The organism is Kitasatospora sp. NPDC001660, from assembly GCF_053596725.1.
Genome location: NZ_JBSFGU010000087.1, coordinates 1 through 15,607 on the forward strand (window position 1 = coordinate 1; position 15,607 = coordinate 15,607).

Annotated in this window: 12 protein-coding genes; 9 read left to right on the forward strand and 3 right to left on the reverse strand. The window is 73.6% G+C overall.

Going from position 1 to position 15,607, the window contains the following annotated elements:
* Positions 1 to 1,506, reverse strand: a 1,506-nt coding sequence (locus ACWCXH_RS38455) for a SulP family inorganic anion transporter (protein ID WP_449806172.1), incomplete at its 3' end; no start/stop codon positions are given.
* An 813-nt stretch (positions 1,507 to 2,319) separates the two neighbouring features.
* On the opposite strand from ACWCXH_RS38455, the gene gcl reads away from it, so the two are divergent.
* A complete protein-coding gene (gene gcl / locus ACWCXH_RS38460) occupies positions 2,320 to 4,101 on the forward strand; it encodes a glyoxylate carboligase (RefSeq protein WP_449806161.1) in 1,782 nt (593 codons plus the stop codon).
* A gap of 154 nt (positions 4,102 to 4,255) precedes the next feature.
* Positions 4,256 to 4,744, forward strand: a complete 489-nt coding sequence (locus ACWCXH_RS38465) for a glutathione peroxidase (protein ID WP_449806162.1) — start codon at positions 4,256 to 4,258, stop codon at positions 4,742 to 4,744.
* Between the two features lie 46 nt (positions 4,745 to 4,790).
* On the opposite strand, the gene ACWCXH_RS38470 is transcribed toward ACWCXH_RS38465, so the two are convergent.
* Positions 4,791 to 5,729 carry a LysR family transcriptional regulator gene (locus ACWCXH_RS38470; RefSeq protein WP_449806163.1) on the reverse strand — a complete coding sequence of 313 codons (939 nt, stop codon included), beginning with the start codon at positions 5,727 to 5,729 and terminating at the stop codon, positions 4,791 to 4,793.
* Between the two features lie 107 nt (positions 5,730 to 5,836).
* On the opposite strand from ACWCXH_RS38470, the gene ACWCXH_RS38475 reads away from it, so the two are divergent.
* From ACWCXH_RS38475 to ACWCXH_RS38490, 4 genes are all read left to right on the forward strand, one after another.
* Positions 5,837 to 6,541, forward strand: a complete 705-nt coding sequence (locus ACWCXH_RS38475; protein ID WP_449806164.1) for a succinate dehydrogenase cytochrome b subunit — start codon at positions 5,837 to 5,839, stop codon at positions 6,539 to 6,541.
* On the forward strand, positions 6,538 to 8,481 hold the full coding sequence (locus tag ACWCXH_RS38480; protein WP_449806165.1) for a fumarate reductase/succinate dehydrogenase flavoprotein subunit: 1,944 nt from the start codon (positions 6,538 to 6,540) through the stop codon (positions 8,479 to 8,481). The genes ACWCXH_RS38475 and ACWCXH_RS38480 overlap by 4 nt, the downstream gene beginning before the upstream one ends.
* A complete protein-coding gene (locus ACWCXH_RS38485) occupies positions 8,478 to 9,215 on the forward strand; it encodes a succinate dehydrogenase/fumarate reductase iron-sulfur subunit (protein ID WP_449806166.1) in 738 nt (245 codons plus the stop codon). Before ACWCXH_RS38480 ends, ACWCXH_RS38485 begins: the two co-directional genes overlap by 4 nt.
* Positions 9,216 to 9,503: 288 nt before the next feature.
* The gene (locus ACWCXH_RS38490; RefSeq protein ID WP_449806167.1) at positions 9,504 to 9,806 is read left to right on the forward strand and encodes a hypothetical protein; all 303 of its coding nucleotides are present in this window, start codon (positions 9,504 to 9,506) and stop codon (positions 9,804 to 9,806) included.
* A 28-nt stretch (positions 9,807 to 9,834) separates the two neighbouring features.
* Here the strand turns inward: ACWCXH_RS38490 and ACWCXH_RS38495 are convergent, their stop codons facing one another.
* Complete coding sequence (locus tag ACWCXH_RS38495) at positions 9,835 to 10,770, reverse strand: DUF2797 domain-containing protein (RefSeq protein WP_449806168.1); 936 nt, start codon at positions 10,768 to 10,770, stop codon at positions 9,835 to 9,837.
* Between the two features lie 264 nt (positions 10,771 to 11,034).
* Between ACWCXH_RS38495 and ACWCXH_RS38500 the strand changes: the two genes are divergently transcribed.
* From ACWCXH_RS38500 to ACWCXH_RS38510, 3 genes are all read left to right on the forward strand, one after another.
* Complete coding sequence (locus ACWCXH_RS38500) at positions 11,035 to 12,162, forward strand: hypothetical protein (RefSeq protein WP_449806169.1); 1,128 nt, start codon at positions 11,035 to 11,037, stop codon at positions 12,160 to 12,162.
* Between the two features lie 166 nt (positions 12,163 to 12,328).
* The gene (locus ACWCXH_RS38505; RefSeq protein WP_449806170.1) at positions 12,329 to 12,967 is read left to right on the forward strand and encodes a maleylpyruvate isomerase N-terminal domain-containing protein; all 639 of its coding nucleotides are present in this window, start codon (positions 12,329 to 12,331) and stop codon (positions 12,965 to 12,967) included.
* 223 nt (positions 12,968 to 13,190) lie between these two features.
* Positions 13,191 to 15,329, forward strand: a complete 2,139-nt coding sequence (locus tag ACWCXH_RS38510; protein WP_449806171.1) for a restriction endonuclease — start codon at positions 13,191 to 13,193, stop codon at positions 15,327 to 15,329.
* The last annotated feature ends 278 nt before the right edge of the window (positions 15,330 to 15,607 follow it).

Consider the following 15,607-nt stretch of genomic DNA (forward strand, 5'->3'; position numbering starts at 1 on the left):
GTACGCTGTACCTAGAGAAGGGTGGAGACAGTCATGTCCGACAGCCGTGGGCCCGCCATCGAGATGGCGGGCGTGGCGAAACGCTTCGGCACCACAGGAGGCGAGGGCCACCGTGCAGGCGTGGTCCAGGTGGCGCAGGCCGGACCAGTCCAGCTCCACCGGGCGGTCGGCCGGCAGCCGCTCCAGTGTGTCCAGCAGCCGGGGCAGCCGCAGGAACGTCGCGTTGCCGCTCAGCCGCACCCGCTGCAGCGCCTCGCCCGAGGGCAGGCGCACCTCCTCCACCCGGATCTGCAGGTGCGAGGTCTGCCACGCGGACTTCACCACCGCGAGCCCGATGCCGATCAGCACCCCCTCGAACAGGTCGGTGACGATGATCGAGCCCGCCGTCACCCCGAGCACCAGCGCCTCGCCCCGGTGTTCCCGGCACAGCGCCGCGATCCGCCGCACCGGCACGAGCTTCGCGCCCGCGTGCACCAGGACGGCGGCGAGTGCGGTGAGCGGCACGAGCCCCAGCACGCCGGGGAGCAGCGCGGTGAACAGCAGCAGCCAGGCGCCGTGCAGGGTGCGCGAGGCCTTGCTGCGGGCGCCGGCCTGGACGTTCGTGGCGCTGCGCACGATGACGGCGGTCATCGGCAGGGCGCCGAGCAGTCCGCAGACCGTGTTGCCGATGCCCTGCGCGGTGAGCTCGCGGTCGTAGTCGGTGCGCGGGCCGTGGTGCATCCGGTCGACGGCGGCGGCGCTGAACAGCGTCTCGGCGGAGGCGATGAGGGTGAACGCGACCACCGTCCCGAGGCCCGCGCCGCCGGCCAGCTCGCCGAGGGTGGTGCGGTCGGGCAGGTGGACGACGTCGAGCAGGCCGGAGACGCGGACCCGGGCCACCGGCAGGTCGGCCGCGGCGGTGACGGCGGCGGCGAGTCCGACGGCGGCCAGCGGGGCGGGGACGCTCCGGGCGATGCGCTCGGGCACGTGCTTCCAGGACACGAGCACGAGCAGGGCGGCCGCGCCGAGGGCGACGGCGCCCGGGTTGGCGGCGCCGGTGAGGGCGTCGCGCAGCAGGACCGGCAGTCCGGCGAGCTTCTCCGGCCCGGTGGCCGGGGCCCGGCGGTCGGCGAGTGCGTACAGCTGGCCGGAGAGCAGGGTGAGCCCGATGCCGGCGAGCATGCCGTGCACGACGGACGCGGACATGGCGCGGAACCAGCGGCCGAGGCGCAGGGCGCCCATGGCCAGCTGGAGCAGTCCGGCGCCGAGGACGAGCAGGCCGAGCGCCTGCGGGCCGAAGCGGTGGACGGCGTCGTGGACGAGCACGGTGAGCCCGGCGGCCGGGCCGCTGACCTGGAGGCTGCTGCCGGGCAGCAGTCCGACCACCAGGCCGCCGACGATGCCGGTCACCAGCCCGAGCTCGGCCGGGACGCCGGAGGCGACCGCCACTCCGACGCACAGCGGAAGGGCGACCAGGAAGACGACGAGCGAGGCGGGCAGGTCGTACCGCCAGGGGACGGTGCGCAGGAGGCTGAGCGGCCCCCGGGGCCGGCCCGGTGGCGCGGTGCGGCGGGGGCGGCCCGGCGGGCGATTGCGGCGGCGGGGCGGACGGCTCACCCGGTCACCGCCGGGTGCCGGACGGGGTTTCGGCGCATGGGTGCGTTCCTTCCGCGCGCCCGCCGGCGGCGGGCGCGCTGCTCCGGGGCGTGCGAGGGGATGCTGAAACAAGGAGGGCGGGCACAGCGCGAGCGGCTGTGCGCGGCGCTTGCGGGTGCGGGCGGGAGGAAGGGGCCGCACGACGGGGGCGACAGCGGTGCGTCGGCCGCCCGGGCGGGCCGGGCAGCGGCGATGGGTGTCGGGTCGGTGCGGTCAGGGGGCGTCCCTCGCTCGGGTGCGGCGGACCGGGCACGCTGGTCCTGGACGGGACCGCCGCGGAGCTCCCCCGCTCCCCGGGCTGGTCCCAAACCCCCCTGCCGCGGCCTCAGTTGGACGTCACGGGCCCGGCGTGGCTCCGACGGTACCCAGGGGTGCGGGGCGGGCCAACCTCGCACACCATCCCTTCACGCGCGCCGCACACCGGGCCCGCTTTCCGGGCCGGAACGGCCGGTTCCCCGGGAACACTCGCACGATGGCCGTCCGTGTGTACGAACGAAGCCTGCACGCCAAGGATCCCGCAGCGCCCCGCCCTGGGCGAACGTCAACATTCTGTTGAATCTCCCCTTGACGCCCCGACGAGCCCCACCCTACCTTTCTTTCCACATACAGAAACCGCTCTTCCGTATGGTGGAATTCTGGAGATGAGCCCTCCGAGCCACTGCGGGCCGACGCAGGAGAAACCCAATGCCTCGTATGACAGCCGCCCGCGCGGCCGTGGAGATCCTCAAGCTCGAAGGCGTTGAGGTCGCGTTCGGCGTGCCGGGCTCAGCCATCAACCCGTTCTACGCCGCGCTCAAGGCCTCCGGCGGGATCAGGCACACCCTCGCCCGCCACGTCGAGGGCGCCTCCCACATGGCCGAGGGCTACACCCGCGCCGAGGCCGGCAACATCGGCGTGTGCATCGGCACCTCGGGCCCGGCCGGCACCGACATGATCACCGGCCTGTACTCGGCGATCGCCGACTCGATCCCGATCCTGTGCATCACCGGCCAGGCCCCGGTCGCGCGCCTGCACAAGGAGGACTTCCAGGCCGTCGACATCGCCTCGATCGCGGGGCCCGTCACCAAGGCCGCGACCACGGTCCTGGAGGCCGCGCAGGTCCCCGGCGTCTTCCAGCAGGCCTTCCACCTGATGCGCTCCGGCCGTCCGGGTCCGGTCCTGATCGACCTGCCGGTCGACGTCCAGCTGACCGAGATCGACTTCGACCCCGAGGCCTACCAGCCACTGCCGGTCCACAAGCCCGCCGCCAACCGGATCCAGATCGAGAAGGCCATCGCGCTGCTCCAGGAGTCGCAGCGCCCGCTGATCGTCGCCGGCGGCGGCGTCATCAACGCCGACGCCTCCGACCTGCTGCTGGAGTTCGCCGAGCTGACCGGCGTCCCGGTCATCCCGACCCTGATGGGCTGGGGCACGGTTCCGGACGACCACGAGCTGAACGCCGGCATGGTCGGCCTGCAGACCTCGCACCGCTACGGCAACGAGAACTTCCTCGCCTCCGACTTCGTCCTCGGCATCGGCAACCGCTGGGCCAACCGCCACACCGGCGGCCTGGACGTCTACACCGCGGGCCGCACGTTCGTCCACGTCGACATCGAGCCCACCCAGATCGGCAGGATCTTCGCCCCCCGGCTCGGCATCGCCTCCGACGCCAAGGCCGCGCTGGAGCTGTTCGTCGAGGTGGCCGAGGAGCTCAGGGCCGCCGGGAAGCTCAAGGACCGCAGCGAGTGGGCCGCCGCCACCCAGGCCCGCAAGGCGCAGCTGCAGCGCCGCACCCACTTCGACAACGTGCCGCTCAAGCCGCAGCGCGTCTACGAGGAGATGAACAAGGCTTTCGGCCCGGAGACCCGCTACGTCACCACCATCGGTCTGTCCCAGATCGCCGGCGCGCAGATGCTGCACGTCTACAAGCCGCGGCACTGGATCAACTGCGGCCAGGCCGGCCCGCTCGGCTGGACCATCCCGGCCGCGCTCGGCGTCGCCACCGCCGACCCCGGGGGCCGGATCGTCGCCCTCTCCGGCGACTACGACTTCCAGTTCATGATCGAGGAGCTGGCGGTCGGCGCGCAGCACCGCATCCCCTACGTCCACGTCCTGGTGAACAACTCCTACCTGGGCCTGATCCGCCAGGCGCAGCGGAACTTCGACATCGACTTCCAGGTCAACCTGGAGTTCGAGAACATCAACGCACCGGAGCTGGGCGTCTACGGCGTCGACCACGTCAAGGTCGCCGAGGGCCTGGGCTGCAAGGCGATCCGGGTCACCGAGCCGGAGGGCCTGCTGCCGGCCTTCGAGGAGGCCAAGAAGCTGGCCGCCGAGTTCCGCGTCCCGGTCGTCGTCGAGGCGATCCTGGAGCGGGTCACCAACATCTCGATGAGCGGCAGCGACATCGACAAGGTCAACGAGTTCGAGGAGCTCGCCACCCTGCCCGAGCACGCGCCGACCGCCGTCCGGCCGCTGGTGCTCTGACCGGGGCGCAGGACCCGCAAGCGTGGGGGCGGACGCGCCGCTCAGTGCGCCCCCGCGCTTGCGGAACACCGGCGGTGCCGGTGCGGTTGAGCCCTCCGGGGCCGCTACCGTAACCCCGGAGACCGACCCTACCGACCTGCCGAAAGGGACCACCGTGAGCCTGTACGACATTCCGCTGCGCACGCTGTCCGGCGAGGCCGCCTCGCTCGCCGACTACAAGGGCAAGGCGCTGCTGATCGTCAACGTCGCCTCCAAGTGCGGCCTGACCCCGCAGTACGCGGGCCTGGAGCGGCTCCAGGAGCGCTACGCCGCGCGCGGCTTCAGTGTGCTGGGCTTCCCGTGCAACCAGTTCGCCGGGCAGGAGCCGGGCAGCGCGGAGGAGATCCGGACCTTCTGCTCCACCACCTACGGCGTGACCTTCCCGCTGTTCGAGAAGATCGACGTGAACGGTGACGACCGGCACCCGCTCTACGCCAGGCTCACCGAGAAGGCCGACGCCGAGGGCGAGGCCGGTGACGTGAAGTGGAACTTCGAGAAGTTCGTCATCTCGCCGGACGGTGCGGTCGCCGCCCGGATCCGTCCGGCCGCGGACCCGGAGTCGGACGAGGTGATCGGCGCGATCGAGGCCGTGCTGCCGGCCTGATCGCCGTGCCGCGAGGAAGGGCCGGGGCCCGAGTCCCGGGCCTTCCTCACAGCAACAGCCGCGTTCCCGGCGGTAGTTCACCGTCCCGGGCGGCATCGCGCAGGTGCGCGAGCAGGGTGGCGCGCAGCGCGTCCGCGGCGCGCGTGAGCGGCACCTCGCGACCGTGCGCGACGGCGATCGTGCGCCCCAGGCCCGGCTCCGCGAACGGGGTGACGCCGAGCCCGGAGCGGGCCGCCACCATGCCGGGCAGCACCGCCGGGCCGAGCCCGGCCCGGACGAAGCCGAGCACCGCGTCCATCTCCCCGCCCTCCACCGCGAACTCCGGCTCGAACCCGGCCGCCCGGCAGGCCGTCAGGGTCGCCTCGCGCACGTCGTAGCCCTCGCGGAACATCACCAGCGGCCGCCCGCGCAACTCCGTCACGCGCACCTTGCGCCGGGAGCTTGGCGTGGCCGAAGGCAGGGTAGGCGAAGCCACCAACACCAGCTCCTCGTGCAGCAGTTCGGTGACATCCAGGGCCGGCGCCGACTCCCCGCCCGTCGGGGCGATCACCAGCGCGAGGTCCAGCTCCCCCGCCGCCAGCCAGCGGACGAGATCGCGCGAGCCGCCCTCGCGGACCACCAGCGCCACCCCCGGGTAGCGGTCCCGGAACACCCGCAGCACGTCCGGCACGAGGCTCGTGCACAGGCTCGGCGGCGCCCCCAGCCGCACCCTGCCGCGGCGCAGCTGGACGGTCTCCTGCACGGCGAGGCGCGCGCTCTCGGCGTCCGCGAGGATGCGCCGGGCCAGCGGGAGCAGTGCGTCCCCCGCGTCGGTGAGGGCGATCCGGCCGCGCGTGCGGTGGAACAGCTCGGCACCCAACTCCCGTTCCAGTGCCCGGATCTGCTGCGAGAGGGACGGCTGTGCCACGAGCGCCGCCTCGGCCGCGCGGGTGAAGTGGCGGGTCTCGGCGACGGCCAGGAAGTAGCGGAGTTGCTGGAGCTGCACAGGGCCAGGATAGGCCGCAACCGACCCGCTTCGATAGGGTCTGCCTATCGTCACGAGCCGCATCATGTCTTGGACGCACCCTTGCGGCCCTCCCTACCGTTGCTGCCATGACAACCGCGACTCGGACGGCCCGGCATCCGTCCACCCTGGCGACCCTCTGGCGGTCGACCGTCGGCAAGAAGGCGGTCATGGCCGTCAGCGGACTGGTCATGCTGCTGTACCTGGTCGCGCACATGCTGGGGAACCTCAAGGTGTTCTTCGGCCCCGACGACATCAACGGGTACGCGCACTGGCTGCGCACCATCGGCGAACCGTTTCTGCGCTACGCGTGGTTCCTCTGGATCGCCCGGGTCGGCCTGCTCGCCGCCGTGGTCCTGCACGGCGTCGCCGCCTACCAGCTGAGCCGGCGCGACCTCGCCGCCCGGCCGAGCAAGTACGTGCACCAGCGCCGCCGCGCGAGCTACGCGACCCGGACGATGCGCTGGGGCGGGGTGATCCTGGCGCTGTTCATCGTGTGGCACATCCTCGACCTGACGACGCTCACCGTGAACCCCGTCGCCGAGCACGGGCACCCGTACCAGAACATCGTGGCCTCCTTCGGCCGCTGGTACAGCGACGTGATCTACATCGTCGCGATGCTGGCCGTCGGCCTGCACGTCCGGCACGGCTTCTGGAGCGCCGCGCAGACCCTCGGCGCCAACAACGCCCGCCGGGACCGGGCGCTGAAGCTGACGGCCAACGGCCTCGCCCTGGTGCTGACCGTGGGCTTCCTGTCCGTCCCCGTGGCCGTGATGACCGGAGTCTTGAAATGAGCTACGCGTCCTACACCGTCGGCGAGCCGATCGCCGACACCAAGGCGCCCGCCGGGCCGATCGAACAGCGCTGGGACCAGCGGCGATTCGACGCCAGGCTGGTCAACCCGGCCAACCGCCGCAAGCACACCGTGATCGTCGTCGGCACCGGCCTGGCCGGCGGCGCGGCCGGCGCCACCCTCGCCGAACAGGGCTACCACGTCGTCCAGTTCTGCTTCCAGGACTCCCCGCGGCGCGCTCACTCGATCGCCGCCCAGGGCGGGATCAACGCGGCGAAGAACTACCGCAACGACGGCGACTCGATCCGCCGGCTGTTCTACGACACCGTCAAGGGCGGCGACTTCCGCGCCCGCGAGTCCAACGTGCACCGGCTCGCCCAGGTCTCGGCGGAGATCATCGACCAGTGCGTGGCCCAGGGCGTGCCGTTCGCCCGCGAGTACGGCGGCCTGCTCGACACCCGCTCCTTCGGCGGCGTCCAGGTCTCCCGCACCTTCTACGCCCGCGGCCAGACCGGCCAGCAGCTGCTGCTCGGCGCCTACCAGGCACTCTCCCGGCAGATCGCCGCCGGGAACGTCGAGATGCACCCGCGCACCGAGATGCTCGACCTGATCGTCGTCGACGGACGGGCCCGCGGCATCGTCGCCCGCGACCTCGTCACCGGCGAGATCCGCAGCCACACCGCCGACGCCGTGGTGCTCGCCAGCGGCGGCTACGGCAACGTCTTCTACCTCTCCACCAACGCCAAGAACTCCAACGCCACCGCGATCTGGCGGGCCCACCGGCGCGGCGCCTACTTCGCCAACCCGTGCTTCACCCAGATCCACCCCACCTGCATCCCGCGCTCCGGCGACCACCAGTCCAAGCTCACCCTGATGAGCGAGTCGCTGCGCAACGACGGCCGGATCTGGGTGCCGAAGGCCAAGGGCGACGACCGGCCGCCGGCCGGGATACCCGAGGACGAGCGGGACTACTACCTGGAGCGCGTCTACCCGTCCTTCGGCAACCTCGTGCCGCGCGACATCGCCTCCCGCGCCGCCAAGAACGTCTGCGACGAGGGCCGCGGCGTCGGCCCCGGCGGGCAGGGCGTCTACCTCGACTTCGCCGACGCCATCCGCCGGATGGGCCGGGACGCCGTCGAAGCCAGGTACGGCAACCTCTTCGACATGTACGAGCGGATCACCGCCGAGGACCCGTACCGGGTGCCGATGCGGATCTACCCCGCGATCCACTACACGATGGGCGGGCTCTGGGTCGACTACGACCTCCAGACCACCGTGCCCGGCCTGTTCGCGATCGGCGAGGCCAACTTCTCCGACCACGGCGCCAACCGGCTCGGCGCCAGCGCCCTCATGCAGGGCCTCGCCGACGGCTACTTCGTCCTGCCCCCCACCCTCAACGACTACCTGGCCCGCAACCCCCTGACCGCCGTCCCCGCCGACCACCCCTCGGTCGCCGGTGCCGAAGCCGAGGTCGAGGACCGGCTCAACCTCATCCTCGCGGTCGACGGCGACCGCACCCCGGACTCCTTCCACCGCGAACTCGGCGGACTCCTGTGGGACGAGTGCGGCATGGCCCGCGACGAGGCCGGGCTGCGCCGGGCGCTGGAGCGGATCCCGCGGCTGCGCGACGAGTTCTGGCGCCGGATCAAGGTGCCCGGCACCGGCCGGGAGCTCAACCAGTCCCTGGAGAAGGCCAACCGGCTCGTCGACTACTTCGAGCTCGCCGAGCTCATGTGCCTGGACGCCCTGCACCGGGCCGAGTCCTGCGGCGGCCACTTCCGCACCGAGAGCCAGACCCCGGACGGCGAGGCCGCCCGCCGGGACGAGGAGTTCTCCTACGCCGCCGCCTGGGAGTTCACCGGCACCGGCGCGGCGCCCGTCCTCCACCGCGAGGCGCTCGACTTCGACCACGTCCACCCCACCCAGCGGAGCTACGCGTGAACCTCACCCTGCGCATCTGGCGCCAGGCGGGCCCGGACGCCCCCGGCGCGATGACCACCTACCAGGTCAGCGGGATCAGTCCGGACATGTCCTTCCTGGAGATGCTCGACACCCTCAACGAGGAGCTGATCACCCGCGGCGACCAGCCGGTCGCCTTCGACCACGACTGCCGCGAGGGCATCTGCGGCGCCTGCGGCATGGTCATCAACGGCCAGGCCCACGGCCCCGAACGGACCACCACCTGCCAACTGCACATGCGGCACTTCGAGGACGGCGACACCATCGACGTCGAGCCGTGGCGGGCCGCGGCCTTCCCGGTGGTCAAGGACCTGGTCGTGGACCGCTCGGCCTTCGACCGGATCATCGGCTCCGGCGGCTACATCACCGCCCCCACCGGCAGCGCCCCCGACGCGCACGCCACGCCCGTCCCCAAGGAGGCCGCCGACACCGCGTTCGAGCACGCCGAGTGCATCGGCTGCGGCGCCTGCGTGGCCGCCTGCCCGAACGGCTCGGCGATGCTCTTCACGTCCGCCAAAGTGGTCCACCTCAACGTGCTCCCCCAGGGCGCGCCGGAGCGCGCCTCGCGGGTGCGGAACATGGTCGCGGCCATGGACGCGGAGGGCTTCGGCGGGTGCACCAACACCGGCGAGTGCGCCACCGCCTGCCCCAAGGGCATCCCGCTGCCCAGCATCGCCGCGATGAACCGGGAGTTCCTGAAGGCGTCCCGCGGCTGAGTCCGCTTCCCACGGCGGGGCGCGCGGCGTGGCCGCGCGCTCCCCGATGGGGTGGTGGATCGTCAGGACCGGTGCGGCCGCGCGGATTTTCGCGCTACCTTGGTCCTCCGCCACGGAAGGACGGCATATGCCTGAGGTTCAGTCCTGCTCCGGTTGCAGCGGGTCAGGGGGGACCCAGAAGACCGAGGCCACGGTCGAACTGGACGAGGAAGGAAGCACGGTGTCGAGGATCCACACCTTCTGGTCGCCGTGCGGTCGGTGCCACGGATCCGGGACGGTGATCGTCGGATGAGGTTGGTCTTCGAATGCGTCGAGTGCGGTGGGCACTACCTGCCGCCCGAGGGCCTGGCGTACCCCGACGGGCCGGCCTCGCCGATCTGGTGCTCGCGCTGCCAGACGGCCAAGCGGGTGGCCGGAGTTCGCGAGGACCCGCTGCTCGCGCGGCTGGCGCTGGCCGCCGCCCGGGCCGCGGCGGCCCGGCGCGCGGCGGACGCCGAGCCGCCCGCGCGCACCGACGTCCGGCCGTCCCGGCCGCCGCTCTCGCGCCGTTCCCGCTCCGGGCCGGGCGGGGTGCGCGGGCGGCTGGGCTGAAACAGCGGGCCGCGCGCGGAGGGGCGGTTCAGAACAGCGCCTCCTGGGTGTCCGGCTCCGGCGGGCGCGCGCGTTCGTCGAGCGTCACACCGGTGGTGGCACGGCTGGTGACCGCGGTGAGCGTCCAGCCGGTGAGCAGCCGGGTGTCGAGGAGCAGCGGGCCGGTGCCATCGGCCTGGTCGAGGAAGAGGTGGCGGCCGACCGGGGCCCGCAACGTACCGGCGAGGACGGCGCCGTGGGCGAGCCCGTCGACGTGCCGGTAGCTGTCCGGGGCGCCGCCGGCCAGGCCGAAGCGCTCGACGTGGTCGGCGACCGGGCGGTCGGCGAGCAGCTCCAGGGTGTGGCCGCGCAGGAGCCCGTGCGCCTGCGCGCGGGCGTCGGCGAGGACCGCCCGGCGGTGCGGCAGGTCACCGTGCGACCACCAGCGGTCCGTCTTGGCCCGGCTCTTGAAGCGCTCGCGGGCCAGTCCCGAGGCGGCGACGGTGAGTTCGGCGCGGCGGATCGCCGGGAGGCCGCCGCGGGCGGTGAACACGTAGGCCAGCGCGCCCTGTTCGAGGAGGCGGCTGTCGCCGCGCTGCTCGGCGGTGAGGCCCACCTTGAGCAGGCCGTCGCCGAACCAGGCGAGGTAGAGCAGGTAGGTGCGGCCGTCGTCGAGGATCTGGTCCCGGGCGAGGGCGAGGCCACGGTCGACGCTCTGGCAGGCCGGGCACTGCACGGCGCCGCCGCCCGGATCGATCACCGCGTGGTGCGGGCACGGCGTCCGCTCGGTGGCGCCGGCCAGCCAGGCCCCGGTGCAGCGGCGCGGCCCGCCGAGCAGCCAGCCGACCTCCGCACCGGCCGCGACGACGCGCTCGTGCACCCGCGGACCGCACACGGCGCCGAGCCGCGGACGGCCGTCCTGCCAGCTCAGGCCGGTGGAGATCCAGCCGGCGGGGCGGTCCGGGTGCTGCGGTGCGATCGTCACGGGGCTCCCTTCGGTCGAAGACAGCGAGGCTACCCGGTGCCACCGACAGCCGGGACGCGAGTCACGATCGATCCCGGCCCGGCGCACGCTCCGGGCCGTGTCGCGCACCACCTCCCGGCGGCCGTCACCCGGGTGCCCGGCATTCGGCGGACGTCGTCGGGCGGCCTGCGGTGGCACGTGCCTAGCGTGGCGTCCTGGGGGCGGATCCAAGCACTTCCGCGGGCCGGGGCGCCCTGTCCCGGCCCGCCCTCCAGGAGGTAGTACATGAGACTTCGGGCATGTTCGAGCGCGCTGGCGACCGCCGCGCTGACCGTCGGCCTGACCGCCGCGGCACCCCCGGCCGGGGCCACCGAACCGAAGCCGTTCCTCGACCGGCTGAACACCGTGTCCCTCGTCGCGTCCACCGTCCCCGAGAACGGCGACGTGAACCCGTACGGTACGTTCACGATCCGCGAGAACGCCGGCGACCTGCACCGGGGCAACGTCCTGGTCAGCAACTTCAACAACGCGCTGAATCCGCCGGCGGGCCAGCAGGGCAGGGGCACCACCCTGGTCCAGATCACCCCGGGCGGCACCAGGACCACGTTCGCCACGATCGACCCGAACAACCTGCCCGGCCCGTGCCCCGGCGGGGTCGGCCTCACCACGGCGCTGACGGTCCTGCCCGGCGGCTGGGTCGTCGTCGGCAGCCTCCCCACCGCGGACGGCACGTCCGACACCGCCCAGGCCGGCTGCCTGCTGGTGCTCGACAAGCACGGGACGGTCCGCGAGACCATCGCGAACGACGCCATCAACGGGCCGTGGGACATGACCGCCGTCAGCTTCGGCAAGCGCAGCGAGCTGTTCGTGACCAACGTGCTCAACGGGACGGTCGCCGGCGGCGGCGCGGTGGTCGACCGGGGCACCGTCGTGCGGATCACCGTGTGCGCCGAGGGCGACGAGCCGCCGGTCCCGGTGGCCTTCACCGAGATCGGTTCCGGCTTCCCCGAGCGGACGGACCCGGCGGCGCTGGTGGTCGGCCCGACCGGGGTCGGCCTCCACGACGGCACGCTCTACGTCGCGGACACCGTACTGAGCCGGATCACCGCCATCCCGGACGCGATCACCCGCAAGAACAGCGCCGGCACCGGGCGGGTCGTCACTTCGGGCGGCAGCCTCAACGGCCCGTTGGGCATGACCATCACGCCCAGGGGCGAGATCCTCACGGTCAACGGCGGGGACGGCAACATCGTCGAAACCACCCGGGCCGGACGGCAGGTGGCGACCAAGACGATCAACAACGAGGGCACCCCGCCCGGCGCGGGCGCGCTCTTCGGCCTCTCGTTGGACCTCGACCACGACGCGGTCTACTTCGTCAACAACGCCGACAACGTCCTCGACGTCCTGCACTAGCCGTACTGTTCCGAGCCCGGCAGTCCGGCCACCCCCACCGCATCCAGGAGCGGGCCGCCCGTGAAGGCGGCGACGGGGTGGCCGTGCCGGGTGAGGAGAAACGCGCGGCGAACCGGGTACGGAAACCCCTTCGGCCGGGCGGCGGACGGCTGTTACCGTCACGATCATGAACGAGACCCCCACCCCGGACGACCTCGCCGACGCCCTCCGGCTCGCCGCCGACACCCTGCGCGCAGCGCCCGCGGACGCCGACTGGTCCCGCCCCGCCGGCACGCTCGGCTGGTCCTGCTGGGAGACCGTCGAACACCTCGCCGACGACCTCCTCGCGTACGCCGCCCAACTCGGGCCCGCCCGGCCACCGCAGGACCGGTACGTCCCGTTCGTCTCGACGCGCGAGGCCCCCGGGGCGCCGAACAGCTTCGTCCGCGCCGAGCGCGGGTCCGGGGCGGCCGGGCTCGTCGAGGTGCTGGAGGCGAGCGGCGCGCTGATGGTCGCCATCGCGCGCACCGCTTCGCCGGACGCCCGCGCGTACCACCCGTGGGGCCTCGCCGACCCGGCCGGCTTCGTGGCGATGAGCCTCGTGGAGCTCCTGGTGCACCTGCACGACGTCGCCCAGGGCCTCGAACTCCCGTGGGAGCCCCCGGCGGACCTCTGCCGCCGCACCCTCACCCGGCTCTTCCCCGACGTCCCGCTCGACGGCGCCGACTCCCCCTGGCCCACCCTCCTGTGGGCCACCGGCCGCACCGTCCTCCCCGGCCGCCCGGCCCGCACCCAGTGGCGCTGGCACGCCGACGTGCGGGACTGAAAGCCGTCGACCGGACGGGTCGTTGACGGCGGCTCGGCGCCACGGGCGGCCGCCCGCCCGGTCACGGTCACGCCGCCCGGACGCCCCACCCGGACACACCCGCACCCCGCCCGCCGCAGGCGCCCGCGTCGCATGACCGCAGGTCGGGGTGCTTGGCCCAGCAGGGCGTCCACGTTCTATTGTGGCGGGCGCCGGTGGCGGCAGCGGAGTGAAGGGGTGGACGGTGGCGGGGCGGCGGAACGACGGCGTGCTGGCGGTCTGGGCGGAGACGCAGCGGCAGCAGCAGCGCCGGGAGGAGGCCCGCTGGCGGGCGCAGGCGGCGGAGGAGCGGCGCCGGGAGCGCGAGTTGCGGGAGGCGCAGCGCGCGGCGGCGCGGGGCGAGCGCGAGGCGCAGCGCGCCTACCAGCAGTCCCGGGAGGCCGACGCGGCCCGGCGGACGGCCGAACTGGACGCCCGGGTCGAGGAGTTGCGCGGGCTGCTGACGGCCGGGCTGCGTGAGCCGGCGTTCAGTCCGCAGGCGCTGCTGGCTCCACGCCCGGTGCCGCCGTTCGATCCGGGCGCGCTGGGCGAGCCGGTGCCGATGCCCGATCAGAACGCCTACCTGGTGCCGCCGCCGGATCCGGCACAGGCCCGCAACACGGGGGTGTGGCAGCGCTACGAGCAGTACGCCGCCCAGGCCCGCGTCCGGTTCGAGCAGGACTGGTACGCCGCGCAGGCCCAGGAGACGGACCGGCAGCGCCGGTTGGCCGCGTGCCACCAGGAGTACCTGGAGCGGGTGGCCCGGCACCGCCGAGAGGACGAGGAGCGGGGCGTCCGGACCGAGGAACTGCTGCGCCGGCTGCGCGGGGGCGAACCGGAGGCGGTGCAGGAGTACTTCACGGCCGGGCTGTACGCCTCCGCCGCATGGCCGGAGGGCTTCCCGCACCGGCTGGTGGCGGCGTGGGAGGCGTCGACCCGCCAGCTGGTGGTGAACTGGGAACTGCCCGGTCCGGACGTCGTGCCGGCCGCGTCCCGGGTGCGGTACGTGAAGTCGGACGACCGCGAGGCCGAGGTGGCCCGCCCGGCGACGGAGCGCAAGGCGCTGTACCGGGAGGTGCTGGCGCAGACCTCGCTGCGGGTGGCCGCGGAGCTGTTCCGGGCGGACCGGGACGGGATGCTGGACTCGGTGGTGCTGAACGGCTTCGTCCGCGGCATCGACCCGGCGACGGGCCGGGAGTCGGAGCGCTTCCTGTCCACGCTGTCCGCCTCGCGGGCCGGTTTCGCCGGGCTCGCGCTGGACCGGGTGGCGCCGGTGGAGTGCTTCCAGGGCCTCGGCGGCACGCTGTCGGCGCGCCCGGAGCGGCTGGACGAGGTGCGGCCGGAGCGGCTGCCGGAGACGGTGGGCGGGAGCCTGGCCGGGCACGGCGGCGAGGACGACCCGGACCTGTTCGAGATGGACCCGATCGAGTTCGAGAACCTGATCGCCGAGCTGTTCCGGCTGCGCGGTTTCCGCGTGATGACCACGGCCCGCAGCGGCGACGTCGGCGTGGACGTGGTGGCCGAGGACCTCGATCCGGTCACCGGCGGCAAGATCGTGATCCAGGCGAAGCGCTACCGCTCGACCGTCTCCCCCACCGCCGTCCGCGACCTCGACTCCACCGTGCGCCACCACGGCGCGATCAAGGGCATCCTGGTGACCACGGCGGGCTTCGGCCCGGGCTCGTACGAGTACATCCGCAACAAGCCGCTGTCGCTGGTGAGCGGCCCCGAGCTGGTCGAGCTGCTGGCCGAGCAGGGTCTGCGCGGGCGGCTCGGCGGCGCCCCGCACGCCGCCCACGAGGCGTCCGACGAGGACGGACCGGCCGGGCGGCGCACCGGCGTCGAGGTGGCCTGGCGGAGCCGGACGGCCGGCGGGGACGCGGTGGAGCTGGACGTCACGGCGTTCCTGTGCGCCGACGGCCGGGTGCTGAGCGACGAGCACTTCGTGTTCTTCAACAACCCGCAGGACCCGGACGGCGCGGTCCGCCTGCACCCGACCCGCTCGGTGCCGGGCGAGCCGCTGCGCGCCGCCCGGATCACGCTGGACCCGGCCCGGCTGGCGCCCGCCGTGGAGGAGGTGGTGATCGCCGTCTCGACCGAGGAGGAGGAGCCGCCGGCCCTGCCGCTCGGGTACGTGCACGGGCTCGCACTCACCGGCGAGTACGCGCAGGGCGTGGCCGGGCCGGAGCGGTGGACGGCCGACACCGGGGGCGTGCCGGACAGCGCGATGCTGGTGGGGGCGTTCCAACGCGCGGGCGGCGGCTGGCAGTTCAAGCCCTCGGGCGCGGCGGTGACGAACGGCCTGGCCGGACTCGCGGGGGCGTTCGGCGTCGCGGTCGAGTAGCGGTCATCCACCCGCATAGGGGACGAATGTCATACCTGAGGAGGAGGGGACGCCCCCGTCAGTACGCCGGGAGGGCGGGGGTCTCCCCTCCCCGGGACATACGCATCGCGTTCGAAGCGCTTGAAAGGATGGAACGGATCCGATCATTCGTTCCCGTCCCCAGGAGTCCCCCCGTGACGATGCCCGCAACCGCCGTCCGCACCGGCCGGGCGGCCGCCCGCGCCACCGGCCTCAACAAGGTCTACGGGGAGGGGGAGACCCGCGTCGTCGCCCTGGAC

Bases quoted from the DNA above. Each gene is read 5' to 3' on its own strand.
- ACWCXH_RS38480 (WP_449806165.1), top strand. From the start codon at position 6,538: ATGAGCTACGCGTCCTACACCGTCGGCGAGCCGATCGCCGACACCAAG.
- ACWCXH_RS38490 (WP_449806167.1), top strand. From the start codon at position 9,504: ATGAGGTTGGTCTTCGAATGCGTCGAGTGCGGTGGGCACTACCTGCCG.
- gcl (WP_449806161.1), top strand. From the start codon at position 2,320: ATGCCTCGTATGACAGCCGCCCGCGCGGCCGTGGAGATCCTCAAGCTC.
- ACWCXH_RS38500 (WP_449806169.1), top strand. From the start codon at position 11,035: ATGAGACTTCGGGCATGTTCGAGCGCGCTGGCGACCGCCGCGCTGACC.
- ACWCXH_RS38475 (WP_449806164.1), top strand. From the start codon at position 5,837: ATGACAACCGCGACTCGGACGGCCCGGCATCCGTCCACCCTGGCGACC.
- ACWCXH_RS38505 (WP_449806170.1), top strand. From the start codon at position 12,329: ATGAACGAGACCCCCACCCCGGACGACCTCGCCGACGCCCTCCGGCTC.